The sequence below is a fragment of the Variovorax sp. Soil_C_39 genome (genome assembly GCF_057656815.1).
Genome location: NZ_JBDGJQ010000010.1, coordinates 174,806 through 196,797 on the forward strand (window position 1 = coordinate 174,806; position 21,992 = coordinate 196,797).

At 69.7% G+C, this 21,992-nt stretch carries 16 protein-coding genes and 1 pseudogene; 4 read left to right on the forward strand and 13 right to left on the reverse strand.

The genetic code is table 11. The features are described from left to right. Positions 1-8 precede the first annotated feature (8 nt). From chvE to AC3A6J_RS22785, 3 genes are read right to left on the reverse strand one after another with little or no spacing between them, the layout of a single operon-like run. Complete coding sequence (gene chvE / locus AC3A6J_RS22775; protein WP_487862272.1) at positions 9-1,082, reverse strand: multiple monosaccharide ABC transporter substrate-binding protein; 1,074 nt, start codon at positions 1,080-1,082, stop codon at positions 9-11. Between the two features lie 13 nt (positions 1,083-1,095). Next, the gene (locus AC3A6J_RS22780; RefSeq protein WP_487862273.1) at positions 1,096-2,061 is read right to left on the reverse strand and encodes an ABC transporter substrate-binding protein; all 966 of its coding nucleotides are present in this window, start codon (positions 2,059-2,061) and stop codon (positions 1,096-1,098) included. 55 nt (positions 2,062-2,116) lie between these two features. Beyond that, positions 2,117-3,568 (reverse strand): aldehyde dehydrogenase family protein, encoded by a 1,452-nt coding sequence (locus AC3A6J_RS22785; protein ID WP_487862274.1) that lies wholly within the window; start codon positions 3,566-3,568, stop codon positions 2,117-2,119. A 160-nt stretch (positions 3,569-3,728) separates the two neighbouring features. On the opposite strand from AC3A6J_RS22785, the gene AC3A6J_RS22790 reads away from it, so the two are divergent. Beyond that, a complete protein-coding gene (locus tag AC3A6J_RS22790) occupies positions 3,729-4,688 on the forward strand; it encodes a LysR family transcriptional regulator (RefSeq protein ID WP_487862275.1) in 960 nt (319 codons plus the stop codon). Here AC3A6J_RS22790 and AC3A6J_RS22795 read toward each other — a convergent pair whose 3' ends face one another. Then, on the reverse strand, positions 4,689-5,471 hold the full coding sequence (locus AC3A6J_RS22795; protein ID WP_487862276.1) for an SDR family NAD(P)-dependent oxidoreductase: 783 nt from the start codon (positions 5,469-5,471) through the stop codon (positions 4,689-4,691). 148 nt (positions 5,472-5,619) lie between these two features. Here AC3A6J_RS22795 and AC3A6J_RS22800 point away from each other — a divergent pair, with 148 nt between their 5' ends. After that, positions 5,620-6,546: an SMP-30/gluconolactonase/LRE family protein gene (locus AC3A6J_RS22800; RefSeq protein ID WP_487862277.1), complete on the forward strand. Its 927-nt coding sequence runs from the start codon at positions 5,620-5,622 to the stop codon at positions 6,544-6,546. A 177-nt stretch (positions 6,547-6,723) separates the two neighbouring features. Here the strand turns inward: AC3A6J_RS22800 and AC3A6J_RS22805 are convergent. Beyond that, a pseudogene (locus AC3A6J_RS22805) lies at positions 6,724-7,455 on the reverse strand (LysR family transcriptional regulator); the annotation flags it as partial. A 130-nt stretch (positions 7,456-7,585) separates the two neighbouring features. Here AC3A6J_RS22805 and AC3A6J_RS22810 point away from each other — a divergent pair. Beyond that, positions 7,586-8,467, forward strand: a complete 882-nt coding sequence (locus AC3A6J_RS22810) for an NmrA family NAD(P)-binding protein (RefSeq protein WP_487862278.1) — start codon at positions 7,586-7,588, stop codon at positions 8,465-8,467. Then, on the forward strand, positions 8,464-8,712 hold the full coding sequence (locus AC3A6J_RS22815; RefSeq protein WP_487862279.1) for a DUF2798 domain-containing protein: 249 nt from the start codon (positions 8,464-8,466) through the stop codon (positions 8,710-8,712). The genes AC3A6J_RS22810 and AC3A6J_RS22815 overlap by 4 nt, the downstream gene beginning before the upstream one ends. A 14-nt stretch (positions 8,713-8,726) precedes the next feature. Here AC3A6J_RS22815 and AC3A6J_RS22820 read toward each other — a convergent pair whose 3' ends face one another. The 8 genes from AC3A6J_RS22820 to AC3A6J_RS22855 all read right to left on the reverse strand — a co-directional run bounded on the left by AC3A6J_RS22820 (position 8,727) and on the right by AC3A6J_RS22855 (position 21,914). Then, positions 8,727-9,818 (reverse strand): aldose epimerase family protein, encoded by a 1,092-nt coding sequence (locus tag AC3A6J_RS22820; protein WP_487862280.1) that lies wholly within the window; start codon positions 9,816-9,818, stop codon positions 8,727-8,729. Positions 9,819-9,847: 29 nt separating this feature from the next. Then, positions 9,848-10,756, reverse strand: coding sequence for an alpha/beta hydrolase family protein (locus AC3A6J_RS22825; RefSeq protein ID WP_487862281.1), 909 nt, complete (start codon positions 10,754-10,756; stop codon positions 9,848-9,850). A gap of 50 nt (positions 10,757-10,806) precedes the next feature. Then, positions 10,807-15,648, reverse strand: a complete 4,842-nt coding sequence (locus tag AC3A6J_RS22830; protein WP_487862282.1) for a CapA family protein — start codon at positions 15,646-15,648, stop codon at positions 10,807-10,809. Between the two features lie 88 nt (positions 15,649-15,736). Continuing rightward, positions 15,737-16,993, reverse strand: coding sequence for a putative Na+/H+ antiporter (locus AC3A6J_RS22835; RefSeq protein WP_487862283.1), 1,257 nt, complete (start codon positions 16,991-16,993; stop codon positions 15,737-15,739). A gap of 108 nt (positions 16,994-17,101) precedes the next feature. Next, positions 17,102-18,418 (reverse strand): lytic murein transglycosylase, encoded by a 1,317-nt coding sequence (locus AC3A6J_RS22840; protein WP_487862284.1) that lies wholly within the window; start codon positions 18,416-18,418, stop codon positions 17,102-17,104. A gap of 10 nt (positions 18,419-18,428) precedes the next feature. Continuing rightward, positions 18,429-20,165 (reverse strand): RecQ family ATP-dependent DNA helicase, encoded by a 1,737-nt coding sequence (locus tag AC3A6J_RS22845; protein ID WP_487862285.1) that lies wholly within the window; start codon positions 20,163-20,165, stop codon positions 18,429-18,431. Continuing rightward, entirely contained in the window at positions 20,162-20,707 is a 546-nt protein-coding gene (locus tag AC3A6J_RS22850) for a hypothetical protein (protein ID WP_487862286.1), read from the reverse strand. The genes AC3A6J_RS22845 and AC3A6J_RS22850 overlap by 4 nt, the downstream gene beginning before the upstream one ends. Before the next feature lie 16 nt (positions 20,708-20,723). Next, the gene (locus tag AC3A6J_RS22855; RefSeq protein WP_487862287.1) at positions 20,724-21,914 is read right to left on the reverse strand and encodes a zinc-dependent alcohol dehydrogenase; all 1,191 of its coding nucleotides are present in this window, start codon (positions 21,912-21,914) and stop codon (positions 20,724-20,726) included. Positions 21,915-21,992: the final 78 nt, after the last annotated feature.

The following is a 21,992-nucleotide window of genomic DNA, read 5'->3' on the forward strand; positions in this document are numbered from 1 at the left end:
GGCGGTGCTCACTTGACCTGGGTTTCCTTGTAGTAGCCGCTATCGACCAGCACCTGCTTCCAGTTGCCGCCGTCCACGCTCACCGGTTTCAGCAGGTACGAGGGCACCACCTTGATGCCGTTGTTGTAGGTCTGGGTGTCGTTGACCTCGGGCGTCTTTCCCGAGAGCATCGCGTCGACCATGGCCACGGTCACCTTGGCAAGCTCGCGCGTGTCCTTGAACACGGTCGATGTCTGCTCCTTGCGCAGGATCGACTTGACCGATGGGATCTCGGCGTCCTGGCCCGAGACCACCGGCATCGGCTGCGAGGCCGAGCCGTAGCCCACGCCCTTGAGCGACGAGATGATGCCGATCGAGAGCCCGTCGTACGGCGAGAGCACCGCGTCGACGCGGTTGGTGGAATAGAAGGCCGACAGCAGGTTGTCCATGCGCGACTGCGCCACCGCACCGTCCCAGCGCAAGGTGCCGACCTTGTCCATGCCCATCTGCTTGCTGCGCACCACGAGCTTGCCGCTCTTGATGTAGGGCTCCAGCACCGACATCGCGCCGTTGTAGAAGAAGAAGGCGTTGTTGTCGTCGGGCGAGCCGCCGAAGAGCTCGATGTTGAACGGCCCCTTGCCGCTCTTCAGGCCCAGCGCCGCCTCGATCGACTGCGCCTGCAGCACGCCGACCTGGAAGTTGTCGAAGGTCGCGTAGTAGTCGACGTTCTTCGAGCCCTTGATGAGCCGGTCGTAGGCAATGACCTTCACGCCCCTGTCGGCCGCCTTCTGCAGTACGTCCGACAGCGTGGTGCCGTCGATCGCCGCGATCACCAGCACCTTCGCGCCCTTGGTCACCATGTTCTCGATCTGCGCGAGCTGGTTCGGGATGTCGTCATCGGCGTACTGCAGGTCGGTCTTGTAGCCCTTCTCCTTGAAGTACTTGACCATGTTGGCGCCGTCGGCGATCCAGCGCGCCGACGACTTGGTGGGCATCGAGATGGCGATCGGGCCCTTGTCCTGCGCGTGGGCGAGCGGCGCGAGACCGGCGGCGGCCAGCGCCACGACGGCCAGGGAGGCCTTGAGGAAGTTGCTGCGTTTCATTGGATGTCCGTCCTCAGTACTTTCGATTCGGGAATTCTTTTGCGGCGACTTCCATCGGGAAGATGCCTTCCTCGGTCACGATGCGCTTGGGCAGCGTCTTGCCGGCCTTGATGTCCTTCACCGCGCTCATGAGCTGCGGCCCGAGCAGCGGGCTGCACTCCACCGACACGTTGAGCTTGCCGGCGATCATGGCCTCGAAGGCGCCCTTGACCGCGTCGATCGAGATGATCGTGATGTCCTTCGCGGGCTTCAGGCCCGCTTCCTCGATCGCCTGGATCGCGCCGATGGCCATGTCGTCGTTGTGCGCGTACAGCACGTTGATCTTCTTGCCCTCGGCCTTGAGGAAGGCTTCCATCACCTCCTTGCCCTTGGCGCGCGTGAAGTCGCCGGTCTGCGAGCGCAGGATCTTGAACTTGGGATCGGCCTTGACGATCTCCTCGAAGCCCTTCTTGCGGTCGATGGCCGGGGCCGAGCCCACGGTGCCCTGCAGTTCGACGATGTTGACCTCGCCCTTCTGGTCCTTCATCTTCTCGACCAGCCAGCGGCCGGCCTTGCGGCCTTCCTCGACGAAGTCCGAGCCCATGAAGGTGACGTAGAGCGAATCGTCCTTGGCGTTGACCGCGCGGTCGGTCAGCACCACCGGGATCTTCGCGGCCTTGGCCTCGCGCAGCACCGTCTCCCAACCCGACTCCACCACCGGCGAGAAGGCGATCACGTCGACCCTCTGCGCGATGAACGAGCGGATGGCCTTGATCTGGTTCTCCTGCTTCTGCTGCGCATCGGAGAACTTGAGCTCGATGCCGGCTTCCTTGGCCGAGGACTTGATCGACTCGGTGTTGGCGGTGCGCCATTCGCTTTCGGCGCCGACCTGGCTGAAGCCCAGCACGATCTTCTTCTGCGCCAGCGCGCTGGCGGGCAGCAGTCCGCCGAGCGAAGCGGCGGCCAATGCGATGTTGAGGGTGCGGCGATTGAGTGTCATGGGATGTCTCCTTCTTTCTTGCTGTGAGCCTGCTGGAAAGCCTTGGTGGTGGTGGTCAGGCCCGCATGTAGCCGGTCTTGACCGTCGTGTAGAACTCCGCGGCGTGGCGCCCTTGTTCGCGCGGCCCGTAGCCCGACCCCTTGCGGCCGCCGAAGGGCACGTGGAAGTCCACCCCCGCGGTCGGCAGATTGACCATCGTCATGCCCACTTCGGCATGGCGCCTGAAATGCATCGCGTGCTTGAGCGAGTTGGTGCAGATGCCCGCGCTCAAACCCGAGGGCGTGTCGTTGCACAGCGCCAGCGCCTCGTCGTAGTCGGCTGCGCGCAGCACGCAAGCCAGCGGGCCGAAGACCTCCTCGCGTGCGATGCGGTGGCCGGGTTGCGCAAGGAACAGCGCGGGGCTCATGTAGTGGCCCGCCGTGGCGCGCACGAGCGGCTCGCCGCCCCAGACATGCTCGGCGCCTTCTTCGCGCGCGATCCCGACCCAGGCCAGGCTGCGCGCGAGCCGCACCTCGTCGACCAGCGGGCCGACGTCGATGCCGCGCTCCAGCGCATGGCCGATGCGCAGTGCCTTGAGGCGCTCGCGCAGCCGCGCCACGAACACGTCGTGCACAGCAGCCTCGACGATGAGCCGGCTCGACGCGGTGCAGCGCTGGCCGTTGGAGAAGTAGGCGCCCTGCACCGCGCAGTCGACCGCATGGTCGATGTCGGCATCGGCCAGCACCACGAGCGCGTTCTTGCCGCCCATCTCGAGCTGCACCTTGGCGCGCCGCGCGGCCGCCGCCTGCAGGATGCGTTCGCCGTTGCGTGCCGCGCCCGTGAAGCTCAGCGCATCGACCAGCGGGCTGTCGACCAGGGCCTGGCCGGCCTCGCGCCCGCTGCCCATCACGAGGTTGAACACGCCCGCGGGCAACCCGGCGCGGCTGATGATCTCGGCCAGCGCCCAGCCGCAGGCCGGCACCAGCTCGGCCGGCTTGAACACCACGCTGTTGCCGTGCGCCAGCGCCGGTGCGATCTTGCCCGCGGGCACCGCGAGCGGCGCGTTCCAGGGCGTGATGAGCCCCGTCACGCCCACGGGTTCGCGCGTCACGTCGACCTGCACGCCCGCACGCAGCGAGGCCATGTTCTCGCCGCCGCCGCGCAGCGCCTCACCCGCGAAGAACTTGAAGATCTGCCCCGCACGCGCGGCCTCGGCCACCGCCTCGGGCAGGGTCTTGCCGATCTCGCGCGCCAGCAGCAGGCCCAACTCGTCGCGGCGCGCCAGCAGTTCGGTGCCGATGCGATCGAGCACGTCGGCGCGGCGCTGCGGCGCGCTGTGGCTCCAGTGGCCGAAGGCATCGGCCGCGGCACGGACCGCGAACTCCACCTGCCGCCGGTCGGCGCGCGCGTACTCGGCCACCACTTCGCTGGTGTCCGAGGGATTGGCGCTCACACCCGTGGTCGCGCTGGTCTCCCAGCGGCCATTGATGTACTGCCGCACGTTCTGGTGAAGCTCGCCGTGGATCACGGTGCGTTGACCTTTGTCTCTCGTTTTTGAAGTGGCGAGAGTCTATGAACGATATTGATATCGATCCAATCATTTTTTCGACAAAATGGATATCAATCGACGGATTCTGGAAAACCCGTCAGCCCAAAGTTCCAAGCCGCTAGGCAAGCAACCAAAAGCCATGAACAACTACAACCACTGGTTCATCCGCGCGCGCCTCAAGACGCGGCAACTGCTGCTGCTCGTGGCGCTGGCGGAGGAAGGCAACATCCACCGCGCGGCGCAGGTGCTGAACATGACGCAGCCTGCGGCCTCCAAGCTGCTGAAGGACCTGGAGGACGTGCTCGAGGTGCCGCTGTTCGAGCGCCTGCCGCGCGGCATGCGCCCGACCTGGTACGGCGAAACCATGATCCGCCATGCGCGCGTGGCGCTCGCGAGCCTGAACCAGGCGCACGACGAGCTCACCGCGCTCAAGGCCGGCCGCTTCGGCCAGGTGAACGTGGGCGCGATCACCGCGCCGGGCATCACGCTGATGCCGCCCGCCGTGGCGATCGTCAAGCGCGAGCAGCCCGACCTGCGCGTGTCGCTCGAGATCGAGACCAGCGCGGTGCTGATGGAGCGGCTCGCGCAGGGCAAGCTCGACATCCTGGTGGCGCGGCTCTTCGCCGAGCACGACAAGTCGCAACTGCGCTACGAGGCGCTGGCCGAGGAGCCGGTGTGCGCGCTGGTGCGCCCCGGCCATCCGCTGCTGGGCGTGAGCGGACTCACGCTGCGCGACGTGGTGGGCGCCGGCTGGATCGTGCCGCCCGCGGGCAGCGTGCTGCGCCACCGCTTCGAGCTGATGTTCCAGGAGGAAGGCCTGGCGCCGCCCGCCAACATCATCGAGAGCCCTGCCCTGCTTTTCATCACGCGCATGCTGCAGCAGAGCGATATGGTGGCGGTGCTCGCGAGCGACGTGGCGCGCTACTACGCGGCGCACGGCATCGTGTCGCTGCTACCGCTCGACATGCCCTGCCACATGGACGCGTTCGGCATCATCACGCGCACCGACCGGCTGCTGTCGCCGGCGGCGAAGGTGATGATGAAGGCTTTGAAGACGGCGAGCCTCAGCGTCTACGGACGCAAGCTCGAGATGGACTGATCAGGTCCAGCCGGCGTCCACCGTGAACTCCTGCGCCGTGCACATCTTCGCGTCGTCCGATGCGAGGAACAGCACCATGCGTGCGATGTCGTCGGGCATCAGCTTGTCGGGCAGACACTGGTTGCGGTGCAGCGCCTTCTCGCCCTCGTCGTCGAGCCAGAGGTTCACCTGGCGCTCGGTCATCACCCAGCCCGGCGACACCGTGTTGATGCGGATACGGTCGCGGCCCAGCTCCACCGCCAGCCCGCGCGTGAGGCCGTTGACCGACGACTTGGCGATCGCGTAGCAGGGGTAGCCCGAGCCCTTGGTCTGCCAGCCCGTCGAGCCCAGGTTGATGACCGCGCCGAAGCCCAGGCGCCGCATGCCCGGCACCACCGACTGGATCGCGAACAGCGCCGGCCGCTCGTTGATGGCCATGCGGTTGTCGTAGTAGTCGGGCGTGACCGATTCGAGCGTGTGGCGGTCGTCGCTCGCGACGTTGTTGACCAGCACCGCGAAGTCGCCGAGCTCGGCCGCCGCGTCGGCCATGGCCTGCTGCAGCGCGCCGATGTCGCGCACGTCGCAGCTGCGCCACCACGGCGCCGCATGGCCCGCTGCGGCGATGCGCTCGGCAAGTGCCGCGCTTGCGGCCTCGGCGATGTCGATGAACGCCACGCGGGCGCCCTGAGCGGCGAACGCCGCCACGATGGCCGCGCCGATGCCGCTGCCGCCGCCGGTCACGAACACGGTGCGCCCCGCCAGACTGGGGTGGATCGATGGCTTTTCCGGTGAATCAGTCGTCAAGGGAGGCATCTCCAAGCGGTTGGCAGTGACATTGCAAATTCAATATCTATCGATGCCATAAATCGCAATTTCTATTATCAATATGCCTTGATACGATCCGCCGCGTCAAGGCCGCGTGACAGACAACAACGAAGAAGGAGACAAGCACATGAACCACGACAACAGCGGCAGCGCGCTCACCGCACCGACCATCCTCGGCCAGCCCGAATGCCTGTGGCCCGCGGGCGCGACGCTCGGCGAGGGCACGCTGTGGTCGGTGCGCGAGCAGGCGCTGTACTGGGTCGACATCCTCGAGCACCGGCTCTACCGCCACGACCCGCGCGACGGCGGGCGCCGCAGCTGGCAGTTCGACGAGGAGATCACCGCACTGGCCGAGCGCGCCGAGGCGCCGGGGCTGATCGTCACGCTGCGCCGCGGCCTCGCGCTGTTCGACCCGGCCGCCGACGCCGCGCCGCGCTACCTGCACCAGCCCGAGACCGAGCGCACGGGCAACCGCTTCAACGACGGCAAGTGCGACCGGCAGGGCCGCTTCTGGGGCGGCAGCATGGACTTCGACTGCCAGGCGCCGACCGGTGCGCTCTATCGCTTCGATGCCGACGGCCGCTGCTCGCGGCACGACGACGGCTTTGCGGTCACCAACGGGCCGACCTGGTCGCTCGACGAACGCACGATGTACTTCAACGCCACGGTCGAAGGCTACATCTATGCCTACGACTTCGATGCCGCGGCCGGCACGGTGCGCAACAAGCGCGTGTGGCTGCGCTTCGGCGCGGGCGAAGGCCTGCCCGACGGCATGACCACCGACGCGGCCGGCCGACTGTGGATCGCGCGCTGGGGCGGCCATTGCGTGAGCTGCCACGACCCGGTGAGCGGCGCCGAGCTCGGCCGCATCACGCTGCCCGCAAGCAACGTGACCAACTGCGCCTTTGGCGATGCGGACCTGTGCACGCTCTACATCAGCACCGCGCGCAGCGGCCTCACGCCCGAGCAGCTGGAGGCCGAGCCGCTCGCGGGCGGCCTGTTCAAGGTGCGCATCGCAAGCCCGGGGTTGCCGGCCGCGCTGTTCGCGGGTTGAAGCGGCGGGCGCTGCCGATCGGTCAGAGCGGCGGCAGGCTCTCCGCCGCGAAATCCGCGAACAATTTCGCGCGCGCGAAACTGCCGCGCGCGGCAGGCCACACGGCGTGCACCGGCAGCGCGGCGCCTCGAACGCGGTGAGCACCAGTTCGACCTGGCCGCTCGCGACCAGATGCCGGATCTGCCACAGCGGCGTGAAGAACAGGCCCATGCCGCTGGTCGCCGCCGCGTAGAGCGCGGCGGTGCTGTCGGCGCGAAACCGGCCGGACACCTTCACGCGCTCGCGCCGGCCGTCAATCGAGAACGGCCAGTGCCCGTCGTTGCCGTGCGTGGTGCGCACCAGGCATTCGTGCGCCGCGAGGTCCTCGGGCCGCGCGGGTCTTCCGTGCCGCTCGAAGTACGACGGCGCACCGAACACCACCCGCCGCAGTGCGCCGAGCCGCCGCGCCGCGAGCTCCGAATCGGGCAGCTCGCCGATGCGGATCGCGAGGTCGAGGTCGCCTTCGATCAGGTCGACGAACCGGTCGGACGCCGTGAGGTCCACCGCCATGCCGGGGTAGCGCTGCATGAACGCGCCCGCCAGCGGCACCACGTACGACGCGGAGAACTCCACCGGTGCAGCGACGCGCAGCAGTCCGCTGGGCGCTTCGCGCTGGCTGTTCGCCTCGGCGCCCGCTGCGTCGAGTTCGGCCAGCGCGGCCTGCACGCGGCGGTAGTAGCTGCGCCCCACTTCGGTCGTCGACGAGCGCCGCGTGGTGCAGCGGAGCAGCTGCACGCCGAGGCTGCGCTCGAGCATGCCAAGCGAACGGCTGATCGACTGCACCGAGCGCCCCAGCTGGCGCGCGGCTGCGCTCTGGCTGCCGTGGTCGACGATGGCGACGAAGGCGCGGATGTCCTGAAGCTGGTCCATGCATCTTTCCGGTCTGGATGAAGGTTCTTGGCGCGGCGCGCGGATTCTCCGGTGCGCATGCCTTCCCTATCTTTGCGGTTCCGCGGCGATGGCCGCTTCGCAGGCAATCAAGAGAAAAAAGGAATCATCCATGGAACGACAAAAACCCACCGTGCTGGTGGTCGGAGCGACCGGCCGCGTCGCCGGCCTCGTGGTGCCGGCACTCGCCGCGCGCGGTGCCACCGTGCGCGCGCTGGTGCGCAGGCCGGACGACACCGCGACAGCCTTGCAGCGTGGCGCACATCAGGTGGCGGTGGCAGACCTGCGCGACGGCGCGAGCCTCGCGCGCGCGGCGGCGGGCTGCCAGGGCGTGTTCCACATCGGCCCGGCCTTCCAGCCCGACGAGGCCGACATGGGCTGCCGCATGGTGGCGGCGGCGCAGGCCGCGGGCGTGCGCAAGTTCGTTTTCTCTTCGGTGATCCAGCCCACGCACGCCACGCTCGCGAACCATGCGAGCAAGCTGCCGGTGGAAACGGCGCTGTTCGAATCGACGCTCGACTACACGCTGCTGCACCCGGCCAACTTCTTCCAGAACCTGCAGTCCGCCTGGACCGCCATCGCACGCGACGGCATTCTCGCCGAGCCCTACCCGGTCGGCACGCGCATCGCGCGCGTGGACTACCGCGACGTGGCCGAAGCAGCCGCCATCGCGCTGACCGAAGACCGCCTGGCGTACGGCAGCTTCGAACTGTGCGCACCAGGACGCTTCAACCGCGTCGAGATCGCGGCCCTGGCCGCCGAGGCACTCGGGCGGCCGGTGCGCGCGGCGGAACTGCCCTTCGACAAGTGGGTGGCCGTGGCGCGCCCGCCCTATGACGCGCAGCAGCTCGTCATGCTCTCGAAGGTGCATGCCCACTACGCGGCCCACGGCCTCGGCGGCAATGCGCTCACGCTCGAGGCCATTCTTGGCCGCCCGGCGCGCACGCTCGCCGACTACATCCGCGAACTGGCCGCAAGCCAGCCTTCCCGATGAGCGCGCGCAAGCTGCCCGCGCGCTGGGCCGGCGTCCTCATGCCGCTCCTGTTGTCGGTCTTCATGTCGTGCATCGTCGCGGGCATCGCGACGCTCAAGAGTGTCGGCTTCAACGACGGGCTGCTGCCGCAGTGGATGGCCGCGTGGGGCGTGTCATGGCTGGTCGCCTTTCCTGCGCTGCTCGGCCTGCTGCCGATCGTGCGGCGCCTGGTGGCGGCGATGGTGCAGGCGCCGCCGCCGCGCTGAAGCGGCGGGCCCGCTCAGCCGAGCAGGCCGAAGCGGTGCTCGGTCGCGCTCTCGAAGCGCTCGCCGGGCCGCAGCACGGTCGACGGAAATTCCGGCCGGTTCGGCGCGTCGGGGTGGCGCTGCGTCTCGAGGCACAGCCCGGCACCGCGCAGCAGCGGCTCGCCGTGGCTGCCGCGCAGGCTGCCGTCGAGAAAATTGCCCGAATAGAACTGCACGCCGGGCTCGGTGGTGTGCACTTCCATCACGCGCCCGGAGGGCGCATGCGCGACGCGGGCAGCCAGCGCCAAGCCGTTCGCACCCGCGCGATCCAGCACCCAGTTGTGATCGTAGCCGCCGGCCGCAAGCAGCTGCGCGTGCGGCTCGCCGATGCGCTCGCCGATGGTCCGCGGCGCGCGAAAGTCGAATGGCGTGCCGCCCACTGGCGCCTCGCCGAGCGGGATCAGGCCGGCGTCCACGGGGCAGTAGCGGCTCGCGGCGATCGTGAGCGTGTGGTCCAGCACCGTGCCTCTGCCGCCGGCGAGATTGAAGTAGTCGTGGTGCGTCAGGTTCAGGACCGTGGGCCGGTCGGTGGTCTCGGCGCGGTAGTCGATGCGCCAGGTGTTCTCGCGCGTGCTCAGCGCATAGCGCACCGCCACCTGCAGCGTGCCCGGATAGCCTTCCTCGCCATCGGCGCTCGTATAGCGCAGGTCGATCGCGACGGCATCCGGTGCCTCGTCGGCAGGCACGGGCTCGATCTGCCAGAAGCGCGTGCCGAAGCCACGCTGGCCGCCATGCAGTGAATGGTCACCGTCGTTGACCGACAACTGGTGCGGCTGGCCATCGAGCGTGAAGCGGCCGTGTGCAATGCGGTTCGCATGGCGACCGACGATGGTGCCGAGGTGCGGATGCGGCCCCAGGTAGTCGGCCAGCGTCGGCAGGCCGAGCACGATGTTGCCGCTCGCGCCGTGGCGGTCGGGCACATGCAAAGCGGTGACGATGCCGCCGAGGTTGATGGCGCTGAGGCGCAGGCCGAGGCCGTTGTCGAGCGTGTGTTCGGTGACCGCGCGCCTGTCGGGCAGGCGGCCGAATTCGCGCGAGGTGATGCCGCGGGGGATCGTCGGAGCCATGTCTTTCCTTCTTGTCGCTGAGCCTGCCGCTATTGAAACATCGCCTCGCGCGCGCAGCGCGACGCGGTGCGCAGCGCGATGCGGTCGGTGAGGTCGTGGTACTGCGGCGGCTCGGCCGCATGGGTCTTGATCTCCACGCGGTGGCCCGCCTTGGCGACCGCCTCGGCAAAGCGCTCCTGCAGGTCGAACGGCGTGTTCCGGTCGTCGCGGTTGCCGATCAGCACGATGCGCCGCAGCGGATCGGGCGCGATGCCGTCGACGTGCGCGAGCGGATCGTAGAACCGGGTGCTGCCCGTGGTGTCGCTGAGGCCGCCACGTGATTTGCCGAGCCGGCGCGCGCGCTCGAGCAGGCCGTAGGCGCCCGAGGTCAGCACCGCGCAGGCGATGCGCTGGCGGCCCAGCGTGAGCAGCGCCGCACCCGCGGTGGCGCCGCCGCTGTGGCCGACGATCACGATGCGCTGCAGCCGATGTCGCTGCATCAACGCATCGAGCGCCGCGTCGAGCGCATGGAACTCGGCCGCTTCGCGCCGCTTGCCGTGGTCGCCCGACGAACCGTAGGTGCCCGGCCGCGCCATGAAGACCCAGGGCACACCGGCGCGGTCGCGGCTGCGCTCGGCGTCGAGCGTGCGCAGCGCCCCGGTGTTGCCGGGGATCTGCGCGGGCGGCCGGTTCATGAGGCTGTCGCGGTCGCCCGAGAGCTGAACGATCGCCAGCCGCGCGCCATCGACGTCGCTGCTCGCGAAGTAGCGGACGCAGGCGGGGCCATCGGCGGGCTGCACCCAGAGGTGGCCGAAACGGTCGGGGCAGGTAGCGCGCACCGGCGGCTGATTCCATGCGAGCGGGGCGTCTTCGGCGATGCCCGCGGCGGCTCGGGGCGCGCGGCCGTCGAACTGCGCCCAGGCGGTCTGCGCCAGCGTCAGCGCCACGAGTGCCAGCATGCGCCCCGCCACCGCGGAATGCGATGGCCGACGCGTCGGCCATGCCGGCATCAGACGCACGCCGAAGGCCCTGTCGCGGCAGGCCGTGCCTCCGCGCGCCGGATCACCACCGCTGGCTGTTGTTGCTGCAGCGCCGTCATTGCCCGCACGAGTTCCCACAGCTGCATGCCGTTGGAGCCTTTCAGCAGCAGGAGGTCGCCGTCGGCGATGGCAGCAAGCAACAGCCGCTGAAGCGCTGCGAGCGTAGCGGGTGCGTGCACGATCGTCGTCGGCGGAAGCGCCGCCGCGATCCGATCTCGCAGCGCGTGCATCTGCGGTCCGCGCAGGAAGACGAGTGCGGGCTGGCATCGGACGATCGGCGCGATGAGCGCCTCGTGGTAGCGCGCGCCATCGGCTCCCAGTTCCAGCATGTCACCCAGCACGAGCAGCCTGCGCCCCTCGCGCACAGGCTCCTCGGCGACCATCGCAAGCGCCATCGCCATCGACAGCGGATTGGCGTTGTAGGTCTCGTCGATCGCCCGGAAGCGCCGCCCGTCGAGTGCGAAATCCAGCGTCTGCCCTCGCCCGGCCACGGCCGCGAAGGACGCGAGCTGCGCCGGCACCCGGGCGTCGTCGAGCGCCAGTGCGTGCGCCACCGCAAAACACACGAGGCTGTTGACCGCCATGTGCCGCCCCTTCGCGCCGAGCAGGTACGAGAAGCTTCGCTCGCCGTGGGTGACCGTGGCGCGGCCCGTTGCCGGATCGTGCGCGTCGAGCCGGATGTCCGCCGCTTCGGACATGCCGTACGTAACGACCTGCAGATGCCGCGCCTGCGCACGTCCCAGCAGGTACTCGAAGTGATCGCTGTCGGCGCACAGCACGGCCCAGGCACCGGGGCGCATGCCCTCGAAGATGTTGGCCTTGCGCCGCGCGATGTCCTCGACGGTCCGGCCCTCGTCCAGGTGCGAAGGGCCGATGTTGGTGATGATGGCCAGGTCGGGACGGACCAGCTTGATGTTCTGGTAGTCCGGCGCATTGATGCCGCTGACGGCAGCCTCGAGCACCACGAGGTCGGTGCGCGCCGGAACATTCGCGAGCATGGCCAGCATGCCCACGCGCGAGTTGTAGTTGTCGACGGTCGAGAACACGCGCAGCGAGGCCGAGAACGCATGGTCGAGCATCCGGCAGACCGAGGTCTTGCCAGCGCTGCCGGTGATGGCCACGACCCGGCCCTGCAAGCGCTGCCGCGCCGCAGCGCCCAGCTCGATGAGCGCCTGGATCGGATCGTCTACGTGCAGCACGGGCAGCGCCGGATCGAGCCCGGCCACCGGCTTGCTCAGCATCGCGCCGGCCAGGCGCGGCTGCAGCCGCACCACATGTTCGGACCAGTCCACGGCTCGCGCGCTCTGCGGCGCGGCATAGCGTTCGTGCAGGGCCCGCGTCTGCGCGTCCGAAGCAACGAACAGCGCCGGCGCCGGCAGCAGGCCCAGGAATTTTTCGCCGCGCACCACGGAGCGCACGAACCAGCCCGGGGGCGGTTCGACGAGCCAGGTGCCGCCGGTCGCCACGGCCAGCTGGGCGGCGTTCCATGTCTGTGCCGGGCCATCGGGCAGGTCGGGCGGCAGCGCATCCGGCGGGGTGACGCGGTAGCGCGGCGCAGGCGCCCTGCGTTCGGTGGTGGCGTGCGCTGTGGTTGCACCCGGCCGTGCGGCGAAGGGCACCTGCCGGGGCAGGCGCACGCGTTCGACCCGTGCGCCATGGGGGCCCGCGAGGCCGACCTCGATCTGCAGCAGCGCATCGTGCAGCTGCGCCGAGGGCGGTGGCCGCAGCGAGTGGAAGTCGCGGTAGATGCGGCCAGGCTCCCAGCGGCTCGTGGGCCACATCCAGTCGCACGGGTCATGGTCCATGCCGACACCCCAGACCGGCATGGTGGCCGGCGCGGCGGGCACCGCGCGCACATCGAGCCGCCAGTCGGCATCGGTGGGCTGGTCGAGCTGCCAGAAGGTCTCCACGAAAAGTGGGCGGCGCCCTTCGATGGCCTGCGGCGCCACGCGCACGCCGAGCAGGCGCAGCGGCCCGAGGGAAACCGGCGATTCGAGCGCCGCGTCGGTCGGCACGGCTGCAACCTGCCATTGCGCATGAGGCTGTGCCACCGGCGCGATCGCCACCGGGCGATGGACCACGGCCGGAAGCAGCGGCAGCGCGCGCTCGGGCCGGGGCGGCGGCTGCAGGTCGATCACGCACTGGCCGTTGGCCCAGGGCGTGAACACCGAACCGAGCGATGCGCACTTCCGGACGAAGCGATCGGCCGCTGCGCGCGCGCGCTCCCCTTCGAGCTGCACCGTGGTGCCGAACCCCGTGGCGACGGGTGTGAACATCACGCGGCGCACGCCTTCCGCGCCGAGCTGCAGCGAGAACACCCCGCCCAGGTCATCGTCGCGGCGCATGGCGTCGAACAGCAGATCGCCGGCATCGTGGACGATCGGCCGGCCGTCGTGGATCTCGACGCCCTGCAGGACATGCGCCGAAGCGCCGAGCACCGCATCGGCACCGGCCTCGATGATCGCGTGGCCGACGGCGATCTCGTCGGCGTCGGGTGCGGCCTCCTGGTTCTTTCCCCAATGCACGGCAACCAGCACCACGTGCGCCTTTTCGCGCGCCGCGGCGATCCGCGGTGCCAGGCATGCGATCCATGCGGAAGGCGCGGACAACGGCAGGTAGGCATTGCCCGGCGTTGCCTCGCCGGCCGCGAAACGGTGCTGCGTGGTGTCGATCGCGAACAGCGCCACGTTGAGCGCGCCTGCGCGGCGCAGCACCGGGGCCAGTGCGTCTTCGAGCGTGGGGCCCGAGCCGGCATGCCCGATGCCGGCGGCGTCGAGCAGCGCCGCCTGCTCCGCGAGCGCTTCGGCGCCATAGTCGCCGCTGTGGTTGTTGGCCGTGACGACAAGATCGATGCGCGCGTCGGCCAGGATGCGCAGCATCTCGGGCCTCGCCCGGTAGTAGTGCGGCCCGCCTTCGCCCTTGGCCCTGCCCTGCTCGCCGCGGCTCGCCACCACGCATTCGAGGTTGACGATGCGCAGGTCCGCCTCGCCCAGCGCCGGAACCCCGCCGAGCACGGCAGGCAAGCCCAGCTCCGCGGTGCGATAGTGCTGCCGGCGGCCCAGGTTCACGTCGCCGCCCCAGGCCACGACGGGGCCCGCATCGCGCGACAACCGCGGCGCCGATTCGCGATTGCGCTCGCCACTCTGCAAGAAGCGCAGGTATGCCACATACCCCGACAGGTAATGCTCCACGTCGTCGATGCGCACGCGGAAGCTGTGGTGCTTGATGAAGAACGAGCCCGCGATGCGGTCGGGGTTGCGGAAGAACATCGCCAGCTCGGGCCAGAAGTGGCCGTTGGCGAGATAGCGCGCGCGGTGCTCGAGCGCGCGGTCGAATTTTGCGCGGTCGAAGCCGTCGAGCAGCGGCTGCAATGCGGGATCGGCCGCCATGCGCGCCACCATCTCGCGGGCAGCCATCATCAGCTCGAGCAGCGTCGGAAACGTGGTGATGCGCTCGAGCACGAAGTCGAGGTAGCCGGCCACGTTCTGCAGCCCGAACCGGTAGTAGCGCGTCTCGGGCCGGTAGCGCGTGAGTTCGTTGACGCAGTAGCTGAGCCAGTGGTCGTGCGCCTGCCAGTGCTCGGCCGCGATGAAGTGCACGAAGGCCTTCTCGACCACCGAGATCCAGCGCGCATCGCGCGTGAGGCCGTACAGGCGCATCAGGCCGAAGGCGGCCTCGCCGTCGTAGTAGATGACGCGGAAGGCGCTCTTCACGTCGAGCGCCGGATGGTTCAGCACATGCACGAAGCGCCCCGTCGCCGGGTCCTGCATGGCCTGGATGCCGAGCGCGAGCTGCTCGAGCAGCGGCAGGTACTGCGCATCGCCCGTCAACTCGGTGTACTTCACGAAAGCCAGCAGGCACACCGCGTTGCCGCCGAGCTTGATCTCGTTGCCGATGTCCAGCAGGTAGGCGGCGCGGGTGCCGTCGGGCAGGCTGACCTGGCGGATGAGCCGCTGCGCGAGGAAGGCCAGCGAGCGGTCGATCGCGGCCTTTTGCGTGTCGCTGCGGGTCAGCTCCCAGGCCTCGAGCAGCGCATAGGTCGAACTGGCGTGGCGCAGCGTGTTGTAGGTGGGAATCGCGCGGTCGAAGCACGGGAACCAGCCGTAGTGGAACTCGCCCGAGGGCTTGACCTGCGCCGCGAGGTAGTCGCTGGCGCTGTCGATGAGGCGGTGCACCTGCGGCGCGTCCCAGTCGGACAGCACGCGGTACCCGGCGGCCTGCCCCTCGGCCGTGATCGGCCACGCGCCCTCGGCATCGACGTAGGCACCGCGCGTGGTGAAGCACCAGACGGGCGCATCGTCGTCGGCGGGAAAGTCGAGCTCGCGCCCGAAGCGCCGCTTCGCATGCAGGCGCAGGTTGCCCGGGTTCGGCTCGGCATGTTCCACGCTGCCGTTGTAGAAGACAGCGCTGCCGTGGATCTCGGGCGCGAGCAGTGCCACATCGAAGTGCGCATCGAAGGACACGCCCTGGTGGAAGTAGTTGCGCTTGGTGCCGGCCAGCCGGGCCTTCAGCGCGCTCCATCGCATCGGCTCGACCTGGTCGACCAGTTCCGCGCGCAGGCGCAGGGGCTGCATGCCGATGCGCTTGGCAAGCGCGGTGGCCGCGTCGGTGGCACGTTCCCAGGCCTCGTCGGCCGTGGCGCCGCGGCCGGCGACCACGCGCGCGCGGCTCGTGCCGTCGCCCAACGCAATGAACGCCACGCAGCCAGCCTCGGGCGTGGCGGCTGCGGCCGTGAGCGTGCCATCGGAGCCGGCCAGCACCTGCCGCGCCCGGTCGAGCAGGCTTGCGTCAAATGTAAGTTTTTTGGTCATTCAGCCACGAATGATGACAGGCTGGACCGGGTCAGCAAATCCCTGCGGCGGACCTGCGCGGCCCGAGCGCGCCAGCGTGGCCGAATGACTACAGCAGCATGAACGCCGCGGCCGCCACGGCCGTGGGCCCGAGCGCGCCGAGCAGCAGCCCGCCCGCGCCGATGGTCTCGTCGGTGAAGCCGCGCTTGAGCAGCGCCACGCCCGCGGGATTGGGCGCGTTGGCGATCACCGTCAGGCCGCCGCCCGCCACCGCGCCGGCGACCAGCATGTACTTCGATTCGTCCGAGATGTTGGCGATCAGCGAACCCAGGTAGGTGAGCGCCGCGTTGTCGGTGATCGCGGTGAGGCCCAGCGCGCCGAAGAACAGCGCGACCGGCTCGAGCCCCGAGACGACCGGCTCCAGCCACCAGCGCTGCATGCCGCCGAGCACCACCAGGCCCGCGAGGAAGAAGCCGACGAGCAGGGCCTCCTTGATGATCAGCGGGCTCTGGTGGCGCTCGTACGCCTGCGTGAACCCGAGAAACATGAGGAACAGGCCGAGGAATGCGACCGGGTGGTGCGCGAATAGCACGATGCCCGCAAGCAGCACCAGGTGCGTGGCGGCCACGGTCGCCGGCACCGGCGCACCGGCCAGCTGGTTGCCCGCGGCACCAATCGGCAGGTGGCGGCGCAGCACGAACGTGGCGACGGTCGCATTGATGAGCACGGCCACGGCGGCCTTCCAGCCGAAGGTGGCGAGCATGAAGGCGCTGTCCCATTGCCAGGTGGTGGCGACCATCAGCACGGGCGGTGCGGCATACGAGGTGAGCGTGCCGCCGATCGAGATGTTGACGAACAGCACGCCGAGCGCAAAGTACTTGACGCCCTCGGGCACCTGGGGCCGGAAGATCTGCGGCGCGAGCATGAGCGCCGCGATGGTCATGGCCGCGGGTTCGGTGATGAGCGAGCCCAGCAGCGGCACCGCGGCCAGCCCGAGCCATGCGGTGGCGACAGGCGTGGGCACCGGCACCAGCCGCGCGATATTGTTGACGACCGACATGACGGTGGCCAGCACCGGCCGCGAAGCGGCAACCACCATGACCACGAAGACGAACAGCGGCTCGGTGTAGTTGCGCGATTCGGCATAGTCGAGCGCCGCGTCACCGCCGATCACCACGCCCATCGTGAGCACCAGCACGATGGCCCAGAAACCGAACACCACTTCGACCTCGCCGAGCAGGTGGAACAGCCCCGCATGGCGCGGGTAGCGATGCGACAGCCGCTCGAACTGCTTGGCTGCGAAGGTGTGGATGAGCGCGACGGCGAACAGTGCAGCAGCCATGTACTGCATGGTGGACTCTTGCATGGGTGGCGATGGCGTGATGGATTTGCGTGGCGGCCCGACCAGCGCATGAAACCTGCGTTGCCGCGCTCGCGGCTTCGCACCCGGCCGCGATTTTAGCGGACGCCGCCTTCAGGGCTGCTGCTGCAGACGCTGCAGCAGTTCGAGGCTCGGGTAGCCGTCCGCGGGCAGGCCCACGCTGCGCTGCCAGCGGCGCAGCGCATCGCGCGTCGCGGGCCCCATCACACCATCGGCCGCGCCGGCCGCGAAGCCGCGCTGGTTGAGCGCGGCCTGCAGTTCGACGGTCTGGCTGCGCGACAGCGCCGCAAGATCGCGCGGCCACGCGGCCTGCACGCCCGGCCCACCGGCCAACTGCTGCGCGAGCAGGCCGACCGCGAGCGCGTAGTTGGTCGAGTTGTTGTAGCGCAGGAATGTGCGGAAGTTCGGCCCGACCAGAAAGGCCGGCCCGCGCGCGCCCGCGGGCAGCAGGATCGCACCGTCGGCGAAGGCCGGCAGCGGCTGGCCGTCGATGGCTGCCACGCCCTCGGCCGTCCACTGCGCGGAAGACTGGCGCATCGCCATGTCGGCGCGGCCGGGCTCGAAGCCCGCAGGCAGCCGGACCTCGACACCCCACGGTTGCCCAGCCTGCCAGCCCGAGCGCGAAAGAAAGTTGGCGGTCGAGGCCACGACGTCGGCCATGCTGCCCCAGATGTCGCGCCGCCCATCGCCGTCGGCATCGACCGCGTACGCAAGAAAGTTCGATGGCAGGAACTGGGTCTGGCCCATCGCGCCGGCCCAGGAACCGATCATCCGCTCGCGCGCGATGTCGCCGCCCTCGAGGATCCTGAGCGCGGCGAGCAGTTCGCGGCGGGCCCAGTCGCCACGGCGCCCGTCGAAGCCGAGGGTGGCCAGCGCGTCGATCACCGGCGTGCTGCCGTAGTTGCCGCCGTAGTTGCTTTCCATACCCCAGATGGCGACGACGATGGCCGGCGGTACGCCGTAGCGCGCGGCGGCCGCCTCGGTTTCGGCGCGCACCTGATGCAGCCGCTCCTGGCCCGTGGCCACGCGCTGCGGCGTGACGGCGTTGTCGAGGTAGTCCCAAACCGTGCGCGTGAACTCCGGCTGGGCCCGGTCGAGCTCGACGACGCGCGGCAGGTACTGCACGCTGGCGAATGCAGACTGCAGCGTGGCTTCGCCGATGCCCGCGGCGCGCGCCGTGGCGCGGAAATCGGCCACCCACTGGGCGAACTGCTGCTCGACGGCAGCGCCGTCCTGTGGCACTGGCAATGGCGCTGGTGCTGCGACCCGGTTCGCAGGCGCTGGTGCCGATGCCTGTGGTTCCTTTGCCGCGGGGCTGGCAGCGCAGCCGGCAAGGCCCACCGCGGTGGCCGCGAGCAGTGACGAGAGCAGATGGGAGCGGGCGAAAGATGGGCGTGCGGAATGGTGCATGGCTCGATTCTCAGGCCTGTGCCTGGGCCTGCACCGGGACCTGCACCGCGGACCGCCGCGCCCGCCGTGCGGGCACCGGCCGCACGAACTCGGGCCGGAAGCAGCGCTCACTGCCGTCGGCGAATTCGATCGTGACCGAGATCGCGTCGGCGCTGGCGACCGAGCCGACGCCGTAGCGTGCGACCCGAACCGATTCGCCCGGCGCGAAGGCGGTGCGCGGCGATGCGGCCTGCTTCTGCGCCTTGGCCGCTGCCGCTTCGGCCTCGGCGTCCCGCTGCGCGCGCTCGTGCCTGGCAAGGCGCGCGCAGTTGTCGCAGGCGCCGCAGCGCTGCAGCAGTTCGTCTTCGCTGCCCAGGCCCGAGAGCAGCACCTGCCAGCGGCACATGCCGGTGGTTGCGTAGAAGGTCATGCGCTCGAGCGCCGCGCGCTCCTGCTCGCGCTTGTCGCGGTGGCCGCGCAGCAGCGCCTCGAGCCCGGCGTCGTCGAGCGCGGCCTTGCGGCCCCAGCGCAGCAGGCCTTCGTCGTCCTGCGCGAGCAGCTGCGCCTGCCGCAGCAGGTTCAGCAACACGCGCAGCTTGCCACGCGGCAGGCCCGCGCGCTGCGGCAGATCGGCGAAGGCATGCCGCGCATCGCGCGCCTCCGAGAAGACCTGCTGCACGCGGCGCAGCTCGGCCAGGTCGGGCAGCCATCCGGCCAGAAAGAACTGCTGCACGGCCTTGTCGCGTCGCAGGTACAGCAGCACGCAGTCGGCGCGCTCGCCGTCACGGCCGGCCCGGCCCGACTCCTGGTAGTAGGCATCGAGGCTCGCGGGCACCTGGTAGTGCAGCACGAAGCGGATGTCGGGCTTGTCGATGCCCATGCCGAACGCGTTGGTCGCCACCATCACGCGAAGGTCGCCGGCCATGAAGCGCTCCTGCGCTGCGCGGCGCTCGTTGGCGGGCTGCCGGCCGTGGTATAGGCCGACGGACGCGCCCAGGGCTTCGGACAGCGCGGCGAAGAGCGCCTCCGCCGCCTTCACGGTGGCGGTGTAGACGATGCCGCCGCCCTGCAGCCCGGTCGCGAGCGCCAGCGCACGCTGCAGCTTGTCTTCCTCGCGCTCGAAGGTTTCGACGGCATAGTGCAGGTTGGTGCGGTAGGCGCCGGTGTCAACATGGCCGGCGCGCGGGATGCGGAGCTTTTCCATGATCTCGGCGGCCACGTCGTCGTTGGCGGTGGCCGTGAGCGCCAGCACCACAGGGTTGCCCAGCACACGCACCGCCACGCCGATCTCGAGGAACGCGGGCCGGAAGTCGTGCCCCCACTGCGAGATGCAATGCGCCTCGTCGACCACCAGCAGCGACACCGGCCGCTGCCGCAGCAGCTTGACGAACGCCGCATCGGCCAGCCGCTCGGGCGTGCAGAAGACCACGCGCGCACGGCCATCGGCGATCGCCTGCTCGGCATCCGCGATGGCCTCGGCGCTGCACTGGCTGTTGAACTGCACCGCGGTGACGCCGAGCGCATCGAGCTTGTCGCACTGGTCCTTCATGAGCGCGATCAGCGGCGAGACAACGACGGTCTGCCCCGCCGCCAGCACCGCGGGCACCTGGTAGCAGAGCGACTTGCCGGCGCCCGTGGGCATGACCGCGAGCGTCGATTCGCCTGCCACCACGCGGTCGATCACGCGGCGCTGCCCCGGCCGCAACTGCCGCAGGCAGAACACCTCGCGCAGCACGCGGTCGACGCGGGATTGGGCCCGCGGCCTCATCCGCGCAGGCGCCGGGCCCGCTTGCGCGGCTTGAGCACCACGCAGAGCAGCACCACGGCCGCGATGCCGATCGCGGCCTTGCGTGCGGCGCCCCTCGGGTTGTGCCGGAGTTCGGCGCGTCCGCCCATCTCGGCATAGATGTTCGGCACGTGGCCGCGCGCGAGATCGCCGACCAGTGCCTCGCCCATCTGCAAGCGGTCGGCCATGAGCAGCATCATCCAGTGGCGCAGGTCGTTCTCGGAATGGCGAAAGGCCGCGCGGCGCAGCCAGCCGCTGAGACCCGAGGGCGGCAGCGTGGAGCCGAAGATCGGCGTGATGCCGGGGCGTTCGGTCGAGTGCAGCACCTCGACGTGGGCGTGCTGCTGCGGCGGCTCGATCGGGTGGTGCGGCAGGCGCGGCGGCGTGCGCTCCTTCGGCACGGCGGGGCGCATGGCGCGGTCGAGGTCCGCGCCCCAACCCACGATGTGTGCATGGCGCGGGGAGACTGGTGCCTCGCTCTCGGCGTTGTTCGTGTTGTCCGATGGGTTCGGGGTGTGGTTCATGGGCGGCTCCCTGGTGTCAAAGTGCTGCCGCGGTGGCCAACGTGGCGCCGCCGTCGCGTGCGGCGCCGGGCGGCACCAGCACGGTCTTGATGCAGTTGTCGAGCTTGCTCGAGAACAGGTGGTAGGCGTCGGCCACGTCCTCGAGGTCGATGTGGTGCGTGATCACGCGCCGCGGCTCGATGCGCCCGGCCTGGATGTGCTCGATGAGCCGCGGCAGGTGCCGCTTCACGCTGGCCTGGTTCATGCGCAGCGTGAGGCCCTTGTTGATGGCATTGCCGATCGGCACCGCGTTGAAGGTGGGGCCATAGACGCCCACGATCGAGACGGTTCCGCCCTTGCGTACCGAGTTGATGCACCAGTGAAGCACCGTGGCCGCGCCGCCCTGCAGCTTGAGCTTGACGCCCAGCAGCGTCTGCGCGAAGTTGCCGGCGGCCTCGCAGCCCACGCAGTCGATGCACACGTCGGCGCCGAGGCCGTCGGTCATCTTCTTGATGTGGATCGCCATGTCGCCGACCTGCTTGAAGTCGATGGTTTCGCATTGCGCGTAGTCGCGCACGAAGTCGAGCCGGTATTCGAGATGGTCGACCACGATCACGCGTCCCGCGCCCATCAGCCATGCCGACTTGGCTGCGAAGATGCCGATCGGTCCGGCGCCGAAGATCACCACCGTGTCGCCCTCGTCGATGCCGCCCATCTCCGCGGCCTGGTAGCCGGTGGGGAGCGCGTCGGTCAGCAGCACGGCGTCGTCGACGTGCATGTCGGGCGGAATGATCGTGGGGCCCACGTCGGCCATCGGCACGCGCACGTATTCGGCCTGGCCGCCGTCGTAGCCGCCGGCCGTGTGCGAATAGCCGAAGATGCCACCCACCGCGGTGGCTTCGGGATTGGTCGAATGGCAGTTGCTGTAGAGCTCCTTCTGGCAGAAGTAGCAGCTGCCGCAGAAGATGTTGAAGGGCACGAGCACGTGGTCGCCGGGCTTCAGGTGCTGCACCGCCGGCCCGACCGCTTCGACCACCCCCGTGAACTCGTGCCCGAAGGTCGAGCCGATGCGCGTGTCGGGCACCAGGCCGTGGTAAAGGTGCAGGTCCGATCCGCAGATGCACGAACGCGTGACCCGCACGATCGCATCGCCGGGATGCTCGATCTCGGGCTCCTGCTTGTGCACCGTGCGGATCCGGTAGGGACCGCGGTAGTTCATTGCCAGCATCGCTTGCTCCTTGCTTGTGTGCAGCCGAAAAAGGTCGACAGAGGAAGCCAAGCATCTGCAGCGCGCACAGGCGCCGCG